Genomic DNA, 15,794 nt, shown 5'->3' on the forward strand with positions numbered 1-15,794 from the left:
CACCGGCCAAGGCACGGCGAGCGGGCCGGACCATAGTTCGGCGCCGCCGCGATGGCAATGCCGGCGCGCGCTCACGGATGTGAGTTTTGCTATTCGGCCGGTGCGACGGCGTGGCTCGCTTCCAGCGCTTCCGGCTGGCGGTGGCGGCGGCCGATCAGGCTGTAGACGACCGGCACGACGAAGAGCGTCAGGATGGTGCCGAGCGTCATGCCGCCGACAATGACGAGGCCGATCTGCTGCCTGCTTTCGGCGCCGGCGCCTTCCGAGAGCGCGAGCGGCACGGCGCCGAGCACCATGGCGCCCGTCGTCATCAGAATGGGCCGCAGCCGCAGCGTGGCTGCCTCGACCACGGCGTTCAACCGGTCGCGGCCGGCCTCCTGCTGCTGATTCGCGAATTCGACGATCAGGATGCCGTGTTTGGTGATGAGCCCGACGAGCGTGACGAGGCCGATCTGCGAATAGACGTTGAGCGTGCCGTCCGCGTAGTAGAGCGCAGCCAGCGCGCCCGTCATCGAGAGCGGCACCGTGAGCAGGATGATGACCGGATCGCGAAAACTTTCGAACTGCGCCGCAAGCACAAGATAGATGAAGCCGATCGCCAGCATGAAGACCATGGCAAGGCTCTGGCTCGATGCCTGGAATTCGCGGCTTTGGCCGCTCAGGTCGGTCTGCACGGTCTGCGGCAGCACGTCCCGTGCCGCCTGTTCGAGATAGGCGAGGCCGTCGCCGAGCGCGTAGCCCGGCGCGAGATTGGCCGCGATGGTGGCAGAGCGCAGCTGATTGAAGCGTCGCAGCTCCTTCGGCGCGACCGATTCGGAGACGCGCACCACATTGGAAAGCTGCACCATCTCGCCGGACGGCGCCCGCAGGAAGATCGTGGACAGCGTCGAGGGCGAAGCGCGGTCTTCGGCCGCCATCTGCACGTAGACGTCGTACTGCTCACCATCGATTTCGAAGCGCGTCACCTGGCGGCCGCCGAGCAGCGTCTCCAGCGTACGGCCGACCACCGAGACATCGAGGCCCATATCGGCGACCTTGTCGCGATCGAGCTCGATGCGGAATTCCGGCTTGTTGAGCTTCAAGTCGGAATCGAGATTGACGAAGCCGGGATAGTCCCCCGCCCGGTCCATGAATTTGTCGACGAAGCCCTGGAGCTCCTCATAGGTGCCGGAGGTCTGGATGACGAATTCGATGGGTCGCGACGAACCGCGCTGGCCGAGCGACGGGGGATTGTTGGCATAGGCCTGCACGCCGGGGATGCCGGCGAGCTTGTCGCGCATCGCGGCCGCCACCTCCTGCTGCTTCACGCCACGCTCGTCCCAGTCCTTCATGCGGCCGATGGCTATGAAATTGGTGATTTCGGGGAAGCCCAGGATGATAAGCACAGAGCGCACTTCCGGGATGGCGCTCAGCATCTCTTCGATCTGCCCGGCATAGCGGCTCATATAGGCCAGCGTCGCGCCTTCCGGGCCGCTGCCGCGGACCATCACCACGCCGCGGTCCTCGACCGGCGCGAGCTCCGCCCTTAGATGCGTGAAGTAATAGGCGCTCATGCCGGCGACGCCGGCGGCGAGGAGAACGACCAGCCAGCGCAGCTTGAGGGAACCGACGAGGATCCGCCGGTAGCCGCGCTCGAAGGCAGCGAAGCCGCGCTCGAGCATCACGAAAACACGGCCCGGATTGGGATCGTGCTTCAGGATCTTCGAGCACATCATCGGCGTCAGCGTCAGGGCCACGAAGCCCGAGACGATCACCGCACCGGCGAGCGTCAAGGCAAATTCGAGGAAGAGGCGCCCCGTCCGGCCGGGCGAGAAGGCGACCGGCGCATAGACCGCCGCCAGCGTCAGCGTCATGGCGACGACGGCAAAGCCGATTTCCCGGATGCCCTTGATGGCCGCCGCCATCGGCTTCATGCCGTCTTCGATATGGCGGTGGATGTTCTCCAAGACGACGATCGCATCGTCCACCACCAGGCCGATGGCGAGCACCATGGCGAGCAGCGTCAGCGTGTTGATGCTGAAGCCCATCGCATACATGACGGTGAAGGAGGCGATCAGCGAGATCGGGATCGTGACGATCGGAATGAGCGAGGCGCGCAGCGAGCGCAGGAAGAAGAGAATGACGAGCACCACGAGCCCGATCGCCTCGGCGATAGTGTGGTAGACCGCTTGAATCGAGCGATCGATGAAGACGGCCGTGTCATGGGCGATCTCGGCGCTCACGCCCTCCGGCAGCGAGGCGTTGATCTCCGGCAGAACGGCGCGCAGGGCGTTCGAAACGTCGAGCGGATTGGCAACAGCCTGTTTGACGATGCCGACGGTTACGCTGGTCGCGCCGTTGTAGCGGCCGTCGCGACGCTCATCCGCGGCGCCGAGCTCGACGCGCGCCACCTCCTTCATCTTGACCTGGTAATTGCCGGACAGCTTGATGACGATGTTCTCGAACTGCTCCGGCGTCGTCAGCCCGGTGCGGGAGAGCACCGTGAACTCGCGATCGCGGCTCTCGATGCGGCCCGACGGCAGCTCGACATTCTGCGCCCGCAGCGCGTTCTCGATATCCTGGACGGTGAGGTTATAGGCGGCGAGGCGCTCGCGATCGATCCAGATGCGCATGGCATAGCGGCGCTCGCCGAAGATCGTCACATCGGCAACGCCGGTCAGGTTCTTCAGGCGGTTGACGACATAGCGGTCGACATAGTCGGTGAGCTCCAGCGCATTCATGGTTTTGGCCATGAAGGAGAGGTAGATCACCGGCTGTGCATCGGCCTCGACCTTGGCGATGACCGGCTCGTCGATTTCGTCCGGAAGGCGCCGGCGCACCCGGCTGACGCGATCGCGCACGTCGCTCGCCGCGACGTCGGCATCGACGCCCAACTGGAAGCGCACGGTGATGCGGCTCGACTCCGAGCGGCTCGTGGATTCGATCACGTCGATGCCGGCGATGCCGGCGATCGAGCCCTCCAGCACCTGCGTGACCTGGCTTTCCATGATGGTGGCCGAGGCACCGGGATAGGTCGTCGAGACCGAGACCACGGGCTCGTCGATATTCGGATATTCGCGGACCGTCAGCCGGTCGTAGGACACGGCGCCGATGAGCACGATAATCAGGCTCAGCACCGTCGCAAAAACCGGTCTGCGGATGCAGAGCTCCGACAAGTTCATCAGTCGCGCCTTTCACTTGATGGCGTCAGTCGCCGACCAGCCCGGTCGCTGCATCACGGCGCTCGCCGGGTGGCTGCGCATCGCCGCACATGCCGTACCAGTCCCGCCGCCGTCAGCTTTCCCGCGGCGGGCCTACCGTGATTTCGACGGGAGCCCCGTCGCGCAGCCGGAGCTGGCCTGCGGTGACGACCATCGCGTCGGGACCGAGCCCGTCGACGATCTCCACCTCGCCGGCCTTGCGGGTGCCGAGCTGGACCTTTGTTTCAACCGCCTTGCCGTCGACGATCTGGTAGACGAGCGTGTCCTTGCCGCGCGGCACGATGGCCTCTTCGGGAAGGAAGACGACGTTCTGGGTGGTCTCGCCCTTGATCGTAATGCGCGCGAAAAGGCCGGGGCGGAGCACCAGCCCTGGATTGGACAGCCGCGCCCGGATCGTCAGCGCCCGCCCGTTCACATCGACCATCGGATCGATGGCATAGATCGTGCCGGTAAAGGTGCGGCCGGGCAGGGCATCGACCGTGAGCTCGATGGTCTGGCCGACGGAGACCTGCGCCAGATAAATTTCCGGGACTTTGAAATCGACCTTGAGCGTGTCGATCTTCTCGAGATTGACGATTTGTGCGCCTGGGCTGAGATAGGCGCCCACCGACACCTTGCGCATGCCGAGCACGCCGGGGAAGGGCGCGCCAATCGAAAGCTTGTCGAAGCGCGCCTCCATGAGCGCGACGGCCGCCCGGGCGGTGGCGAGCGCCGCGAAGGCCTCGTCATTGGCGCGCTCTGTGGCATTGCCGCTCTTGGCGAGCGCGTTGGTGCGCTTGTAGTTCGATTCGGCGAGATCGAGCCGCGCGCGGGCGTCGGCGAGCTCCGCCTCCGTCAAGGAGCCGTCGAGCTTCACGAGGATAGCCCCCTCCTCGACCGCTTCGCCCTCCTTGAATAGGATTTCGGACACCCGGCCGGCGATCTCCGAAGAGACGATCACCGATTCATCGGACTGCAGGCCCCCGACCGCCTGGATATCGGAGCTGCTGGTGCCCTGGCGTGGCTTGATCGCCTCTACGGGCAGGGCGCTCGCCTGCCGCACGGGCTTGGGCGCTTCGTCGCGCGCCCGGGCTTCGCCGAAGATCGCCTCGCGCAACCCTGCGATGGGCGTCAGCCCGGAATTGCCGCTTTCCAGCACGAAAGCCCCGGCAGAGGCCAGTGCAACCAGACCCACCACTGCCCAAAGAGACTTCCGCATCGTCGCCCCATGTCGTAACCGATCACGGCATCCTGCTATGCAACTCGCGTGCCGATCAAGTTAACTTTTGCTCATACAAATATGTAGGCTAGCTACGGAGCGTTATCGAGCAATTACGTCTGGGTTTGGAATCACGTCTTCGCCAGCATGCCCGTTGGGCGCTGGATGGGGCGTCGATCAGTCCACGGCCGCGGCCGTGCGCGCGCCGCGCATCTCGTCATAGGCCTCGATCACCTCGTCCACGCTGCCCTGGGCGAGGATCCTGCCCTCGTGCAGCACGATCGCACGGTTGCAATATTGCCGAAGCACTTTGTTGTCGTGGGAGGCGAGCACGAGGATGCTCGCGTTGTTCATCATCTCTTCCGTCCGGAGGAGCGCCTTTTCGGCAAAATTCGTATCACCCACGCTGATCAGCTCGTCGAGCAGCAGGATGTCCGGCGGCACCGCGGTCGAAATGGCGAAGGCGAGCCGGAGCGTCATGCCGCTCGAATAGGTCCGCATCGGCAGGTGGACATAATTGCCGAGCTCGGAAAATTCCGCGATCTCATCGATGCGGGAGCGCGCCTCGGCGATCGACATGCCGACGAACACGCCGCGCAGGACGATGTTTTCCGCGCCCGTCAGCTCGGGATCCATGCCCATGGTGATGTCGAGAAGCGAGGAGATGCGCCCCTCGATATCCGCCGTTCCACTCGATGGTTCGTACGAGCCGGAGAAGACGCGCAGCAAGGTCGACTTGCCGGCACCGTTATGCCCCACGACGGCCAGGCGATCGCCGGCCTTCAAGGATAAGGTGATGTCGCGCAGGGCCCTGACGGTGACCACATCCGTATCGTCCTGCTCGATCTGGCCGCCGACGCGACGCAGCAGGCTCGACCGCAGCGAACGGCCGCGCGCGTTGTAGATCGGGAACTCCACCGAGACATTGACAAGATCGATCGACGGCATCGGATATCCCACCTACAGCCAGTACACGATACGCGCCCGGAACTTGGCGAAAAGCGGCGCCGCAATCGCCGCCAGCACGGCGATCACCACGAAGGCGCTGACATAGGTCGCCAGCCCTGGGATACGGCCGTGCAGTGGCTCGGCGACGATGCGCAGGAACACAGCGAAGGGATTGAAGCCGACGATATACCAGGCGGCATTGCCCATCTGGTCCACCCGCCACATCACCGGCGTCATGAAGAAGGCGATCTGCAGGAGATTGGTGATGATCTGCGGCAGGTCGCGAAATCGCGTGGAGAGAATGCCGATGATCGCGGTGACGAGAAAGGCGGCCACCATCATCAGCACCAGCCCCGGAATGGCGAGTAGCGCCACGGGCGACGGCACGATCAGGAAGACGAGGAAAACGATGGGAATGATGATGAGATTATGCGCGAAGGCGATCAGATTGCGGACGAGGACGCGCATCACGAAGGTCGTCTTCGGCATCGCCTCCTGCCTGAGATAGACGCTCGCCTGAACGAAGGCGAGGGTTGCATCGTTGACGATGCCGGAGATCAGCGTCCAGACGATCATGTTGACTGCCAGGAAGGGCAGATATTCCCGGATCGGCTGTTTGAACAGAAATGCATAGACCACGCCGATGCCGCCGACGAAAATGCCCATGCTGAGCGTGATCCAGAACTGCCCGAAGCGCGATCGCTTATAGCGTTGCCGGACGTCGCTGACACCGAGCAGAACCCAGACGTGCCAGGCGGTGATGCCACGCACGACATCGTTCAGCATGAGCCGCCAGTCGCGACGTGTCGGGCGCAGGGACATGGAATGGAGTCTCGATCAATCGGGTGTGTCTGGCCTACGAGGAGAAGGCCCGCCCAGCCCGCGGAAGATTCCGTCGCTCGATGGCCCGTCGTGCCGGTCGCCGCCGAGCGGCAGCCACGAAGGGCCTCCTATTAGTAGCGGCTGTCTAGCGAAGGCGACGATAGGGGTCAAGGCGACGCAAAGTGACAGGTTGGCGCGGCAGACAAGGAACGGGCTTGCCAGGATCGGCGGGCCGATGATCTAACGCGCCTGCGGCTAGAGACAGGGGCCCGACCGGCGCTCCCGCATCTGTGGCGGGGCGGCGCGAGGGAGAATGGAGAGGACCATGGTGGAATCAGCGTCACTGGTGGACAGAAGGACGATCGCGCATCAGACGGCGCGCATGATGCTCGAGGTCAAGGCGATCCATTTCAATGCCGAAAAGCCGTTCATTTTCACCTCCGGCTGGGCGAGCCCCGTCTATACCGACTGCCGCAAGCTGATTTCCTATCCGCGGCTGCGCGCCGGTCTCATGGATTTCGCGACGACCACGATCCTGCGCGACATCGGCTATGAGTCGCTCGACTGCGTCGCCGGAGGCGAGACCGCGGGCATTCCCTTCGCGGCCTGGATCGCCGATCGCCTGATGCTGCCCATGCAATATATCCGCAAGAAGCCGAAGGGCTTCGGCCGCAACGCCCAGATCGAGGGCGAGGTGGTGGAGGGCGCGCGCACGCTCCTCGTCGAGGATCTCGCGACGGACGGCCGCAGCAAGGTGACCTTTGCGGAGGCGATCCGCACGGCCGGCCAGACCGTCGACCACTGCTTCGTCCTCTTCTTCTACGACATCTTTCCGCAGGCGCGCGCCGAGCTCAAGGCGGTCGGGCTCGAACTGCATGCGCTCGTCACTTGGTGGGACGTGCTCGAGGTCGCCAAGGCGAGCGGCGATTTCGACGCCGGTATGCTGGCGGAGGTGGAAGCCTTCCTGCACCAGCCGGCGCAATGGTCGGCAGCCCACGGTGGCATCTCGGAATTCGGCCAGAAGAAGGAGTGAGGGCCCGAAGGTCCGATAGCGGCGGGCCTATTGCACCCGGGCTCACGCCCGGCGCAGAGCCGGGCGAAGCCGTTCGCGTCGTTCTCCTGCACTCTGGTCGACCACCATCAGAAGGTCGAGAAGCCGGCGGATCCGGCGGCGTGAAGACGGCCGTCCCTGCTGTGGCGCCACGGCGCCGGCTTCGAGCCGGGACAGGGCCTCGGCGAGCTCGGCGCGGCTCGCGCCCGTTCCGATCATTTCCTGGATGATCAGCTCATCGACTTCGCCGACGAGTGTGTCGATGTCACGTCGCGACATGCTGCTCATACAGCTCTCCCACGGGCTATCCGTGCCTTAAGCGTAATACGCGGCAAGAGTCACTACAGCTCGAAGTATAAAGCTCCCGGCTAAATACATTTTCTTATGAGACTGCATTCTAGTTTGTAGGAAATCTTATTATAATGAAACCGGCCCCGCCAGCGATGCTGACCGGGAAGCGACTGATTCGTCGGCATCATACAAGATCTGATGAGGGAATCTAATATTTGGTTGCCGACTTGTGGGACGGGGACGTCGCGAGCCATGACCCCTCGCTTTGCGCGCCGTCCCGCATTATCTTGGGAGACAGGCGGATATCCGCAGTGTGAGGAACTTGGATCATGGCTCTTCCCGGCCCGCTCCTGGGGGAGGATCGCGCAAGATCTGACGATCGTTTGCTGCGCCGCGGGCTCATCGCGGCGGGCGGGCTGCTGGCGCTCGTGGCCGGCGCTCTGCTATGGGCGAGCCAAGGCGAGGCCGTCTTCGTTGCCTGGCTTTCGGCGGCCGTCGCCGGTTGCTTCTGAAGGCAGGAGAAGACCTTATTCATGATGTCGCCCCGCGTACGGCGCCTCGCCCTGCCGCTTGCCGCTTTCCTCGCCAGCGTCATCCTGGTCGGCGTGGCCGTGCTCGCACTCATTGGGCGTCCTGAGGCGCCCGCGGGGTCCTCCGTCGGCGGACCCTTCGCCTTGACCGCCCAGGACGGGCGCACCGTGACCGAGGCGGATCTGCGCGGCGCGCCCTTCCTGGTCTTCTTCGGTTTCACCCATTGCCCGGACGTCTGCCCGACGACCCTGTTCGAGGCTTCCGAGGTGCTGCGCGCCGCCGGCCCCGAGGGGGACCGCCTGCGCGTGCTCTTTATCACCGTCGATCCCGAGCGCGACACGCCCGAGGTGTTGAAGAGCTACCTGGCGAGCTTCGACCCGCGCATCACCGGTCTCACCGGCTCGCCCGAGGCGATCGCCGGCGTGCTGAAGGCCTATAAGGTCTATGCCCGCAAGGTGCCGACCAGCGACGGGGATTACACCATGGATCATACGGCCATGGTCTATCTCATGGATTCCCGCGGCGCCTTCGTGAACGGTTTCGATCTCAAGCGCCCGCCGGACGTGGCCGCCCGGGATCTGCTGCGTTTTCTCTGAACGACGGCGCCTCGCGCCGCCGCGCCAGCCCGTGCTCGGTCTTGTTCCAGCTGAAGGGGGACAGGATGAGGCCGCCGAGCCCACGCCAGGACGCCATGGAAACGAGGACGTAATAAAACGGCAGCAGCGGCAGATAGAGGAGAAGCCGCCGCGGGCCGCGTCTGATGATCCCGACCAGAGCTGGCAGGATCATCGAGAAGGCGCCCGCGACGAAGACGGTCAGGGCGAGCGCCGCCAGGCCCGCACTCGGGACGGAATGGGTCTCGAGGCTGTGCGCGCTGCTTGCAACCGCGTCGATCGTCGCGGCGACGGCGATGGCAATAAAAATGGGATAGCAGAGCGCGCTCGCGACGGTGCCATAGGCCATGGTCAGGACCCCGAGGAAGCCGAAGCCCCCAAGCGCCTGGATCGTGGCGATGGGCCTGCGGCTATGGGTGACACAGACCTGCATCCAGCCCTTCATCCAGCGTGCGCGCTGGCGCACCCACGCATTGAGCGCAACCGGTGCCTCCTCCCGTGTGGCCGAGGCGAGATCTGCCACCCCATAGCCCATGCAGGCCAGGCGAATGCCGAGATCGGCGTCTTCGGTGACGTTCCACGCGTCCCAGCCGCCGACCTCGCGCAGCACCGGCGTGCGGAAATGGTTCGAGGTGCCACCGAGCGGAACGGGCAGGCCGTAGCTGGCGAGCCCTGGATTGATGACGTCGAACAGCGCCATATATTCCATGGCGAAGAGGGTCGGCAGCAGCCCGTCGCCGGCATTATCGATGACGAGCCGCGCTTGCAGACAGGCGATCGACCGGGGCATGCGGGCGAAGGTCGTCACGGCCAGCCGCAATTGTTGCGGGTCGGGAATGTCTTCCGCGTCATAGACCACGACGAAATCGCCACGCGCCAGGGGCAGGGCGACGTTGAGCGCTCGCGGCTTCGTCCGTGGCTCGCCACGCGGCGCGACAATGACCTCGACGAAGCTCGGCAGCGCGAGCGCTTGCACAGCCGTGCGCATGGGCCGATCGTCCTCCTCCAGCACGAGCTTGATGTCGAGCTTGGCGCGCGGATAGTCGAGCGCCGTGAGGGCGGTGAGAAGTTGGCCGATGATCCGTGTCTCGCGAAACAGTGGGACGATGATCGTATAGACCGGCAGATGGTTATCCGCGGCGCGGCGGACCGGCCGTCGTGGCTTGACGGGTGCGGCTTGCGTCGTACAGGCGAGCCGCACGACGATCGTGGCCAGGAACACGAGGCTGATCAGTCCGGTCAGCACGCCGCGCGCCAAGGCGGGCGCCAGCGTCGCCGCGAAGCTCACGGCGCCGAAGAAGGCGGCCGTCGTCATGAGCTGGACCAGCGTCGCGCCATCGCGGGCCGAGAGCGTGGGGGCGGCATCCGCCAAGCCGTGCGCCGCCTTGCGGGCGACCGCCGCCCCGGTCGCGGCCACGACCCGCTCGCTCAGCCGCCGCGGCGAGGCGAGCGCCACCCCGGCTTCGGCAAGACGCGGGCCGCGCAGCAGGAACTCGCGGACGGCCCCGCCGCGTGGCGCGACCGCGAAGGTGAGCCGGCGGTAGTTGGGTTGGAGCGGTGCGACACCCGCGCGTATGCTCTCCTCGTAGCGGATGCGCGGGCTGATCCCGACATCGGCTGGCAGAAGCGCCACTCCGGTTTCGGCCGCCAAAGCCCGATAGAAATCCTCCTCGTCGATAGAGCCCAGCGCGAGCAGGGCCTCCGAGGGCGACACGCCCCAGGAGGCTGCATAATGCGTAGCCGACATGAGCTCAGGAATAGTGATGCCGTGCGCGGCCAGAAAAGCGATCTCCGGCGGGAGAGGCCCATCGCCTCCGCCCCCCGAAAAAGGCAACAGCCGACTCCCCACGCTGGCACTGCTGCCGCGATGCATCGAATTTCCCCCGAAATTCCCCCTCCCGTAATGTGATAGGATTTGTGCAGGAATTGCGAGTCATTCATGACCGATTCCATGGTCGAATAGACGCCGCGCTGGCGTTGCGGGAACATTGGAAGAAAATGCCGCCCTTGCCTTTCCGACGGTTTATCGCCGCGCTCGTCGCGGTCCTCGCCGTGATGTCAGTCGCCCGGGCCGAGGTCGTGGTGCCCAATTTCTGGGACCCGGCCGCGAGCCTGAACAAACCGGATCTGGCCGGACTGCGCGTTATCCGCTTCCTCACGGACGATCAGTATCCGCCCCTGCATTTCGTCGATGCGGAAGGCCTGCCGACCGGCTTCTCGGTCGATCTGGCGCGCGCCATCTGCGACGTGCTGCAGGTCGCCTGCACGATCCAGGTGCGCCGCTTCGACACGCTGCTCGATTCCCTCGCCGAGAGCCGGGGCGATGCGATCGCGGCGGCGATCCCGATCACCGCGACGTTGCGCCAACGCTTCGCCGTGACGGCGCCCTACCACCGCATGCCGGCGCGTTTCGTTACCCGGGACGGAGTCGATCTGCCGGACCCGAGCGCCGCGTCACTCGCCGGCCACAGCGTGGGTGTCGTCGAGAAATCCGCCCATGCTGCCTATCTCACAGCGGTCTTCCCCGCCGCCAAGCAGCAGAGCTTTGCCAGTCTCAACCTGGCGGAGGACGCCCTGCGCGAGGGCAAGGTCGATTATCTCTTCGCCGACGGGCTCAGCCTGGCGGTGTGGCTGAACGGCAAGGACGCCGGAGGCTGCTGCCGCTTTCGCGGCGGCGCTTATACGGAAAGCCGTTATTTCGGCGAGGGGGTCGGCTTCATTACCCGCCGCGACGACCAGACATTGCGCCGGGCCCTGGACTATGGACTGCAGAAAGTTTGGCAGGATGGCACCTATACGGAGCTCTTCCTGCGCTACTTCCCCGTCAGCTTTTATTGAACGCCTGCGAGTTGACGGTTTGCCGCGGGGATCTTAGAGACCGCGGAGGAGCGCAATCCGGCCCTTCCCATGGCCGCTGACCATGCAGTGGCCAGGCGGCCCTGTCCGGCCGATCGCTTCGATCGCAAAATCCGTTTTCAAGAATAAAGGCCTTCCATTATGACCGCCCCTCTTGCGCTCGATCGCGATGTCGTCGAAGCGGCACGCGCCTCGCAGGCCTGGCCCTTCGAGGAGGCGCGCAAACTCGTCGCGCGGCTGGAGCGCTCGGGCAAGAAGGAAGCCCTGTTCGAGACCGGCTACGGTCCCTCCGGCCTGCCGCATATCGGCACCTTCGGCGAGGTGGCGCGCACTTCCATGGTGCGCCACGCCTTCCGGGTGCTGACCGAACACAAGATCCCGACGCGGCTCGTCGCCTTCTCCGACGACATGGACGGGTTGCGCAAGGTGCCGGACAATATCCCGAACAGGGACCTGATCGCCGCCCATCTCGGCAAGCCCTTGACGGTGGTGCCGGACCCCTTCGGCACGCATGAGAGCTTCGGCCACCACAATAATGCGCGGCTGAGGAGCTTTCTCGACGCCTTCGGCTTCGATTACGACTTCATGTCCTCGACCGAGCAATACCGCGCGGGCGCCTTCGATGCGACGCTGCGCCTGGTGCTGGAGCGCTACGACGCCGTCATGGCGATCATGCTGCCGAGCTTGCGCGCCGAGCGGGCGCAGAGCTATTCGCCCTTCCTGCCGCTCCATCCCAAGACCGGCATCGTCATGCAGGTGCCCATCGACGAGGTGAAGCCGGATGCGGGCACCATCGTCTGGCGCGATCCGGAGACGGGCGAGCGTTTCGAGACGCCGGTGACCGGCGGCCACGCCAAGCTGCAGTGGAAGCCGGACTGGGCCATGCGCTGGGTCGCGCTCGGCGTCGATTACGAGATGGCCGGCAAGGACCTGATCGATTCCGTGAAGCTCTCGGGCGAGATCACCCGGGCGCTCGGTGCCGTGCCGCCGGAGGGCTTCAACTACGAGCTCTTCCTGGACGAGCAGGGCCAGAAGATCTCGAAGTCCAAGGGCAACGGCCTTACCATCGACGATTGGCTCCAGTATGGCATGCCGGAGAGCCTTGCGCTTTTCATGTACAACAAGCCGCGCGAGGCCAAGCGCCTCTATTTCGATGTCATTCCGCGGCAGGTCGACGACTATCTGAGCCATCTCGCCGCCTTTTCCCGGCAGAGCGAGGCTCAGAGGCTCTCCAATCCCGTCTGGCACATCCACTCCGGCCATCCGCCCGCGCCGGAGGTGCTGCCCGCCGGCGATGGCAATGCCCCGCAGACGCAGCTCACCTTCACGATGCTGCTCAATCTGGCGACCGTCGCCAATGCGGAGGATCCGGGCGTGCTCTGGGGGTTCGTCCAGCGCTATGCGCCGGGCGCTTCGCCGGCGACGCATCCGCGTCTCGACAAACTCGCGGGCTATGCGGTCTCCTATTTCCGCGGCTTCGTGAAGCCGGCCAAGACCTATCACGCGCCGACCGAGGCGGAAGCGGCCGCGCTCAAGGATCTGGCGCAGGAGCTTGCGCCTCACGAAGGCTCGCGCGACGCCGAGGCGCTGCAGGCGGTGGTTTACGAAGTCGGTCGGCGGCATTTTCCGGACACGACCGGCAAGGCCAAGAGCCCGGACGGCCGCCCCGGCGTGTCGCAAGCCTGGTTCTCGACCATCTACCGGGTGCTGCTCGGCGAGGAGCGCGGCCCGCGCTTCGGCTCCTTTATCGCGCTTTATGGGGTCGCGGAAACGCGCCGGCTGATCGAAAAGGGCCTGTCCGGCGAGCTCATCGCCGAGCACCAGGCCTTTCTCGAGGATATGCGGGCGGGGTAAGTTGCGCATTCCGAGGAGGTCGCGAAGGCCGAGGACTTCCAGCCTTCGCTAGATGTCGAGGATGTCGCGACCTCAGTGACCTTTTGTGTCGAGCACCTCGACTTCGCGCTGCAGCGCAATGCGGCAATCCGATCGAGCTCTTCCAGCCGGTGCGGTAAAGGCGACGGACGTCAGCCGCGCCGCGCTGCCTCGATCGCGGCAACGTCGATTTTGCCCATACCCATCATCGCTTCAAACGCGCGCTTTGCTTCATCGCCGCCGGCGGCCATCGCCTCCATCAGCACGCGCGGCGTGATCTGCCAGCAAATGCCCCATTTGTCCTTGCACCAGCCGCATGCGCTTTCCTGGCCGCCATTGCCGACAATGGCGTTCCAATAGCGGTCGGTCTCTTCCTGATCCTCGGTGGAGATCTGGAACGAGAAGGCTTCGTTGTGCTTGATCGCTGGCCCGCCGTTGAGGCCGAGACAGGGGATGCCGGCGACGGTGAATTCGACCATGAGCACGTCGCCCCCCTTGCCTGACGGGTAGTCGGTGGGAGCACGGTGAACGGCACCCACCGTGCTGTTCGGAAAAGTCTCGGCGTAGAAGCGGGCTGCAGCCTCTGCGTCCTTATCGTACCACACACAGATGGTGTTCTTGGCGATCGCCATTGCTTGTCCTTTCGCTTCTGGAAGCCAATTCTGACCGGGTTTAAATGCGCCAAGGCGGGTTCATCGCCGGCTGGACGGTGCGCCACGGACCATGGGTGGACGGCCCGTGGCATCTGACGTTCCACCGGCGACGCCTGAAAGGCTGTGCCCGTCATCAGAGCCGCAACCCTTGAGACCAGATGCGGGCCTGGCCTCGATCAGGACGACGGCCTGATCGAGAGACGTCGCCCGTCATCTGATCCCGGCGGCCCTTGCCCGCCTTCCGATGCGCTATTGATTGATTTCCGGCTCGACGAGCCTTGCGAGGTTCCGCAGCGACTCCTGCCAGCCGAGATAGCAGGCCTCCGGCGGAATGAGGTCGGGCACGCCTTCTTGCGTGATATCCACCTCGGTGCCAACCGACACCTTCTTCAGTGTCACGGTCACCCGCATCTCGCCGGGCAGGTTGGGATCGTCGAATGTGTCCGTATAGCGGACGCGTTCGCCCGGAACGAGCTCGAGATATTCGCCGCCGAAGGCGTGGCTTTGGCCGTTCGTGAAGTTCCGGAAGGACATTTTGAACGTGCCGCCGACGCTCGGCTCCAGATGATGCACAGTGCAGGTGAAGCCATTCGGCGGCAGCCATTTTGCGAGCGCGTCCGCCTCGATGAAGGCGCGGTAGACTTTCTCCGGGCTGGTCGCCAGAACGCGGTGCAAACGTATGGTGCTGGGCATATCGTCGATCCTTATGAAACTGTTCAAGCCTCGATACGTGCCTTGGTCTCGGACTGAGCGGTCAGCTTACCGCATGACCCTTGCTCCCATGATGACCGATCCATGCCCCGAGGACGAACGAGGCTTTGCCGGTCCGACAGGGGACCTCGGATTTTTTTGAGAAAGCGCCGGTGGCGGTCGGATAGGGCAAGCCCGTCGAGTAGGTGGGCCTACATCCATCGGGCAATTGCGGAACTCGCGAAATAGTGGGAATTCACATGCGATTGCTGAAGCGAGGATTCTCGACCGTTGCCAACGATAATAGCTGTCTGCGCTTTTGTGCTCCTCATACTCGCCGGCGCCGCTGTTTTGCTTCTGCGTTTCGCGTTTCGACTTTGGCAAAGGCCAGAACCGGGGCGAATTCGTCGGAGGGCCGCTATTGTTGTGGTATCTCTGCTTGTCGTCGGTGTTCCCTATGTTGCTGCTAAGCGATACGAACAGCAACACGAACGGGAGGTCCTACTCGCGCGGGTTCCTGAGCCGCTCAAGGCCTCCTCGGTGGATTACAGACTCGAAGAATCCTGGGGCCTCGGCTTTATGCCCGGCGACAATGAGACAGGCTTTGTCGTCTACAGCCTCACCGAGGCAAGCGCTGCATGGGCCCGAAGCCAGGGGAGCCACCTCGCTCAGATGCTTCCCGGTGGATCTGCAAAGTGGCGCCCGACACCGGTTGGCGACGCCGGGGACCATCGAGAATGGCATCCTTACGATCACGATCCCGGGATGATGACGGCGAGGCGGGCGCCGCAACATCCTCCAACAATATGGGAATATCTGGAGAAGTATGGCTTCATCATACCAATCGAGCCTGGAAAGGATGTTGAAGCCGACCAGGCCATCCAACAGCCCGGTTCATTTTACTCCTACGGCAAGGGGGGAAGCGTGACGATCGTCGACCCTGTCCGTGGGAAGGTATATTTCGCTTATGCAGGCTGATGCCGGCCGATTGTGGCAAAGCCAATCTGGCTCGGGAAGGACGTGACGTCGACATTCCGCCTTTCGCCCCACAGCCGTCCTTCTGAAAGT

General features: G+C 64.5%; 14 protein-coding genes. 6 read left to right on the forward strand and 8 right to left on the reverse strand.

Features of this window, described 5'->3' with window-relative positions:
• Window positions 1–89: 89 nt before the first annotated feature.
• The 4 genes from ACFQU1_RS02495 to ACFQU1_RS02510 all read right to left on the reverse strand — a co-directional run bounded on the left by ACFQU1_RS02495 (window position 90) and on the right by ACFQU1_RS02510 (window position 6,168).
• A complete protein-coding gene (locus ACFQU1_RS02495; RefSeq protein ID WP_378128884.1) occupies window positions 90–3,161 on the reverse strand; it encodes an efflux RND transporter permease subunit in 3,072 nt (1,023 codons plus the stop codon).
• Window positions 3,162–3,273: 112 nt separating this feature from the next.
• Entirely contained in the window at window positions 3,274–4,398 is a 1,125-nt protein-coding gene (locus ACFQU1_RS02500) for an efflux RND transporter periplasmic adaptor subunit (protein ID WP_378128886.1), read from the reverse strand.
• 177 nt (window positions 4,399–4,575) lie between these two features.
• Window positions 4,576–5,346 (reverse strand): ABC transporter ATP-binding protein, encoded by a 771-nt coding sequence (locus tag ACFQU1_RS02505; RefSeq protein ID WP_378128888.1) that lies wholly within the window; start codon window positions 5,344–5,346, stop codon window positions 4,576–4,578.
• 12 nt (window positions 5,347–5,358) lie between these two features.
• Window positions 5,359–6,168, reverse strand: a complete 810-nt coding sequence (locus ACFQU1_RS02510) for an ABC transporter permease (protein ID WP_378128890.1) — start codon at window positions 6,166–6,168, stop codon at window positions 5,359–5,361.
• Window positions 6,169–6,493: 325 nt separating this feature from the next.
• Here ACFQU1_RS02510 and ACFQU1_RS02515 point away from each other — a divergent pair, with 325 nt between their 5' ends.
• A complete protein-coding gene (locus tag ACFQU1_RS02515) occupies window positions 6,494–7,201 on the forward strand; it encodes an orotate phosphoribosyltransferase (protein ID WP_378128892.1) in 708 nt (235 codons plus the stop codon).
• Between the two features lie 42 nt (window positions 7,202–7,243).
• Here the strand turns inward: ACFQU1_RS02515 and ACFQU1_RS02520 are convergent, their stop codons facing one another.
• Window positions 7,244–7,507: a hypothetical protein gene (locus tag ACFQU1_RS02520; protein WP_378128894.1), complete on the reverse strand. Its 264-nt coding sequence runs from the start codon at window positions 7,505–7,507 to the stop codon at window positions 7,244–7,246.
• A gap of 332 nt (window positions 7,508–7,839) precedes the next feature.
• Between ACFQU1_RS02520 and ACFQU1_RS02525 the strand changes: the two genes are divergently transcribed.
• Window positions 7,840–8,022, forward strand: a complete 183-nt coding sequence (locus tag ACFQU1_RS02525; RefSeq protein WP_378128896.1) for a hypothetical protein — start codon at window positions 7,840–7,842, stop codon at window positions 8,020–8,022.
• A 24-nt stretch (window positions 8,023–8,046) separates the two neighbouring features.
• Window positions 8,047–8,637 carry an SCO family protein gene (locus ACFQU1_RS02530; protein WP_378129737.1) on the forward strand — a complete coding sequence of 197 codons (591 nt, stop codon included), beginning with the start codon at window positions 8,047–8,049 and terminating at the stop codon, window positions 8,635–8,637.
• Here ACFQU1_RS02530 and ACFQU1_RS02535 read toward each other — a convergent pair.
• Window positions 8,588–10,489 (reverse strand): glycosyltransferase, encoded by a 1,902-nt coding sequence (locus ACFQU1_RS02535; protein ID WP_378128898.1) that lies wholly within the window; start codon window positions 10,487–10,489, stop codon window positions 8,588–8,590. The genes ACFQU1_RS02530 and ACFQU1_RS02535 overlap by 50 nt on opposite strands.
• 164 nt (window positions 10,490–10,653) lie before the next feature.
• Here ACFQU1_RS02535 and ACFQU1_RS02540 point away from each other — a divergent pair, with 164 nt between their 5' ends.
• The gene (locus ACFQU1_RS02540; protein ID WP_378128900.1) at window positions 10,654–11,493 is read left to right on the forward strand and encodes a transporter substrate-binding domain-containing protein; all 840 of its coding nucleotides are present in this window, start codon (window positions 10,654–10,656) and stop codon (window positions 11,491–11,493) included.
• A 159-nt stretch (window positions 11,494–11,652) separates the two neighbouring features.
• The gene (locus ACFQU1_RS02545) at window positions 11,653–13,365 is read left to right on the forward strand and encodes a lysine--tRNA ligase (protein ID WP_378128902.1); all 1,713 of its coding nucleotides are present in this window, start codon (window positions 11,653–11,655) and stop codon (window positions 13,363–13,365) included.
• 170 nt (window positions 13,366–13,535) lie between these two features.
• On the opposite strand, the gene ACFQU1_RS02550 is transcribed toward ACFQU1_RS02545, so the two are convergent.
• Window positions 13,536–14,009 (reverse strand): VOC family protein, encoded by a 474-nt coding sequence (locus ACFQU1_RS02550; RefSeq protein WP_378129739.1) that lies wholly within the window; start codon window positions 14,007–14,009, stop codon window positions 13,536–13,538.
• Between the two features lie 276 nt (window positions 14,010–14,285).
• Window positions 14,286–14,729: an SRPBCC family protein gene (locus ACFQU1_RS02555; RefSeq protein WP_378128904.1), complete on the reverse strand. Its 444-nt coding sequence runs from the start codon at window positions 14,727–14,729 to the stop codon at window positions 14,286–14,288.
• 423 nt (window positions 14,730–15,152) lie between these two features.
• Between ACFQU1_RS02555 and ACFQU1_RS02560 the strand changes: the two genes are divergently transcribed.
• Window positions 15,153–15,704, forward strand: a complete 552-nt coding sequence (locus ACFQU1_RS02560; protein ID WP_378128906.1) for a hypothetical protein — start codon at window positions 15,153–15,155, stop codon at window positions 15,702–15,704.
• Window positions 15,705–15,794 lie beyond the last annotated feature (90 nt).

This window comes from Chelatococcus sp. GCM10030263 (assembly GCF_042666455.1).
Taxonomy (GTDB): Bacteria; Pseudomonadota; Alphaproteobacteria; order Rhizobiales; family Beijerinckiaceae; genus Chelatococcus.

Coding starts and splice junctions, on each gene's coding strand:
- ACFQU1_RS02495 (WP_378128884.1), bottom strand. CDS start 3,161: ATGAACTTGTCGGAGCTCTGCATCCGCAGACCGGTTTTTGCGACGGTG.
- ACFQU1_RS02500 (WP_378128886.1), bottom strand. CDS start 4,398: ATGCGGAAGTCTCTTTGGGCAGTGGTGGGTCTGGTTGCACTGGCCTCT.
- ACFQU1_RS02505 (WP_378128888.1), bottom strand. CDS start 5,346: ATGCCGTCGATCGATCTTGTCAATGTCTCGGTGGAGTTCCCGATCTAC.
- ACFQU1_RS02510 (WP_378128890.1), bottom strand. CDS start 6,168: ATGTCCCTGCGCCCGACACGTCGCGACTGGCGGCTCATGCTGAACGAT.
- ACFQU1_RS02515 (WP_378128892.1), top strand. CDS start 6,494: ATGGTGGAATCAGCGTCACTGGTGGACAGAAGGACGATCGCGCATCAG.
- ACFQU1_RS02520 (WP_378128894.1), bottom strand. CDS start 7,507: ATGAGCAGCATGTCGCGACGTGACATCGACACACTCGTCGGCGAAGTC.
- ACFQU1_RS02525 (WP_378128896.1), top strand. CDS start 7,840: ATGGCTCTTCCCGGCCCGCTCCTGGGGGAGGATCGCGCAAGATCTGAC.
- ACFQU1_RS02530 (WP_378129737.1), top strand. CDS start 8,047: ATGTCGCCCCGCGTACGGCGCCTCGCCCTGCCGCTTGCCGCTTTCCTC.
- ACFQU1_RS02540 (WP_378128900.1), top strand. CDS start 10,654: ATGCCGCCCTTGCCTTTCCGACGGTTTATCGCCGCGCTCGTCGCGGTC.
- ACFQU1_RS02545 (WP_378128902.1), top strand. CDS start 11,653: ATGACCGCCCCTCTTGCGCTCGATCGCGATGTCGTCGAAGCGGCACGC.
- ACFQU1_RS02555 (WP_378128904.1), bottom strand. CDS start 14,729: ATGCCCAGCACCATACGTTTGCACCGCGTTCTGGCGACCAGCCCGGAG.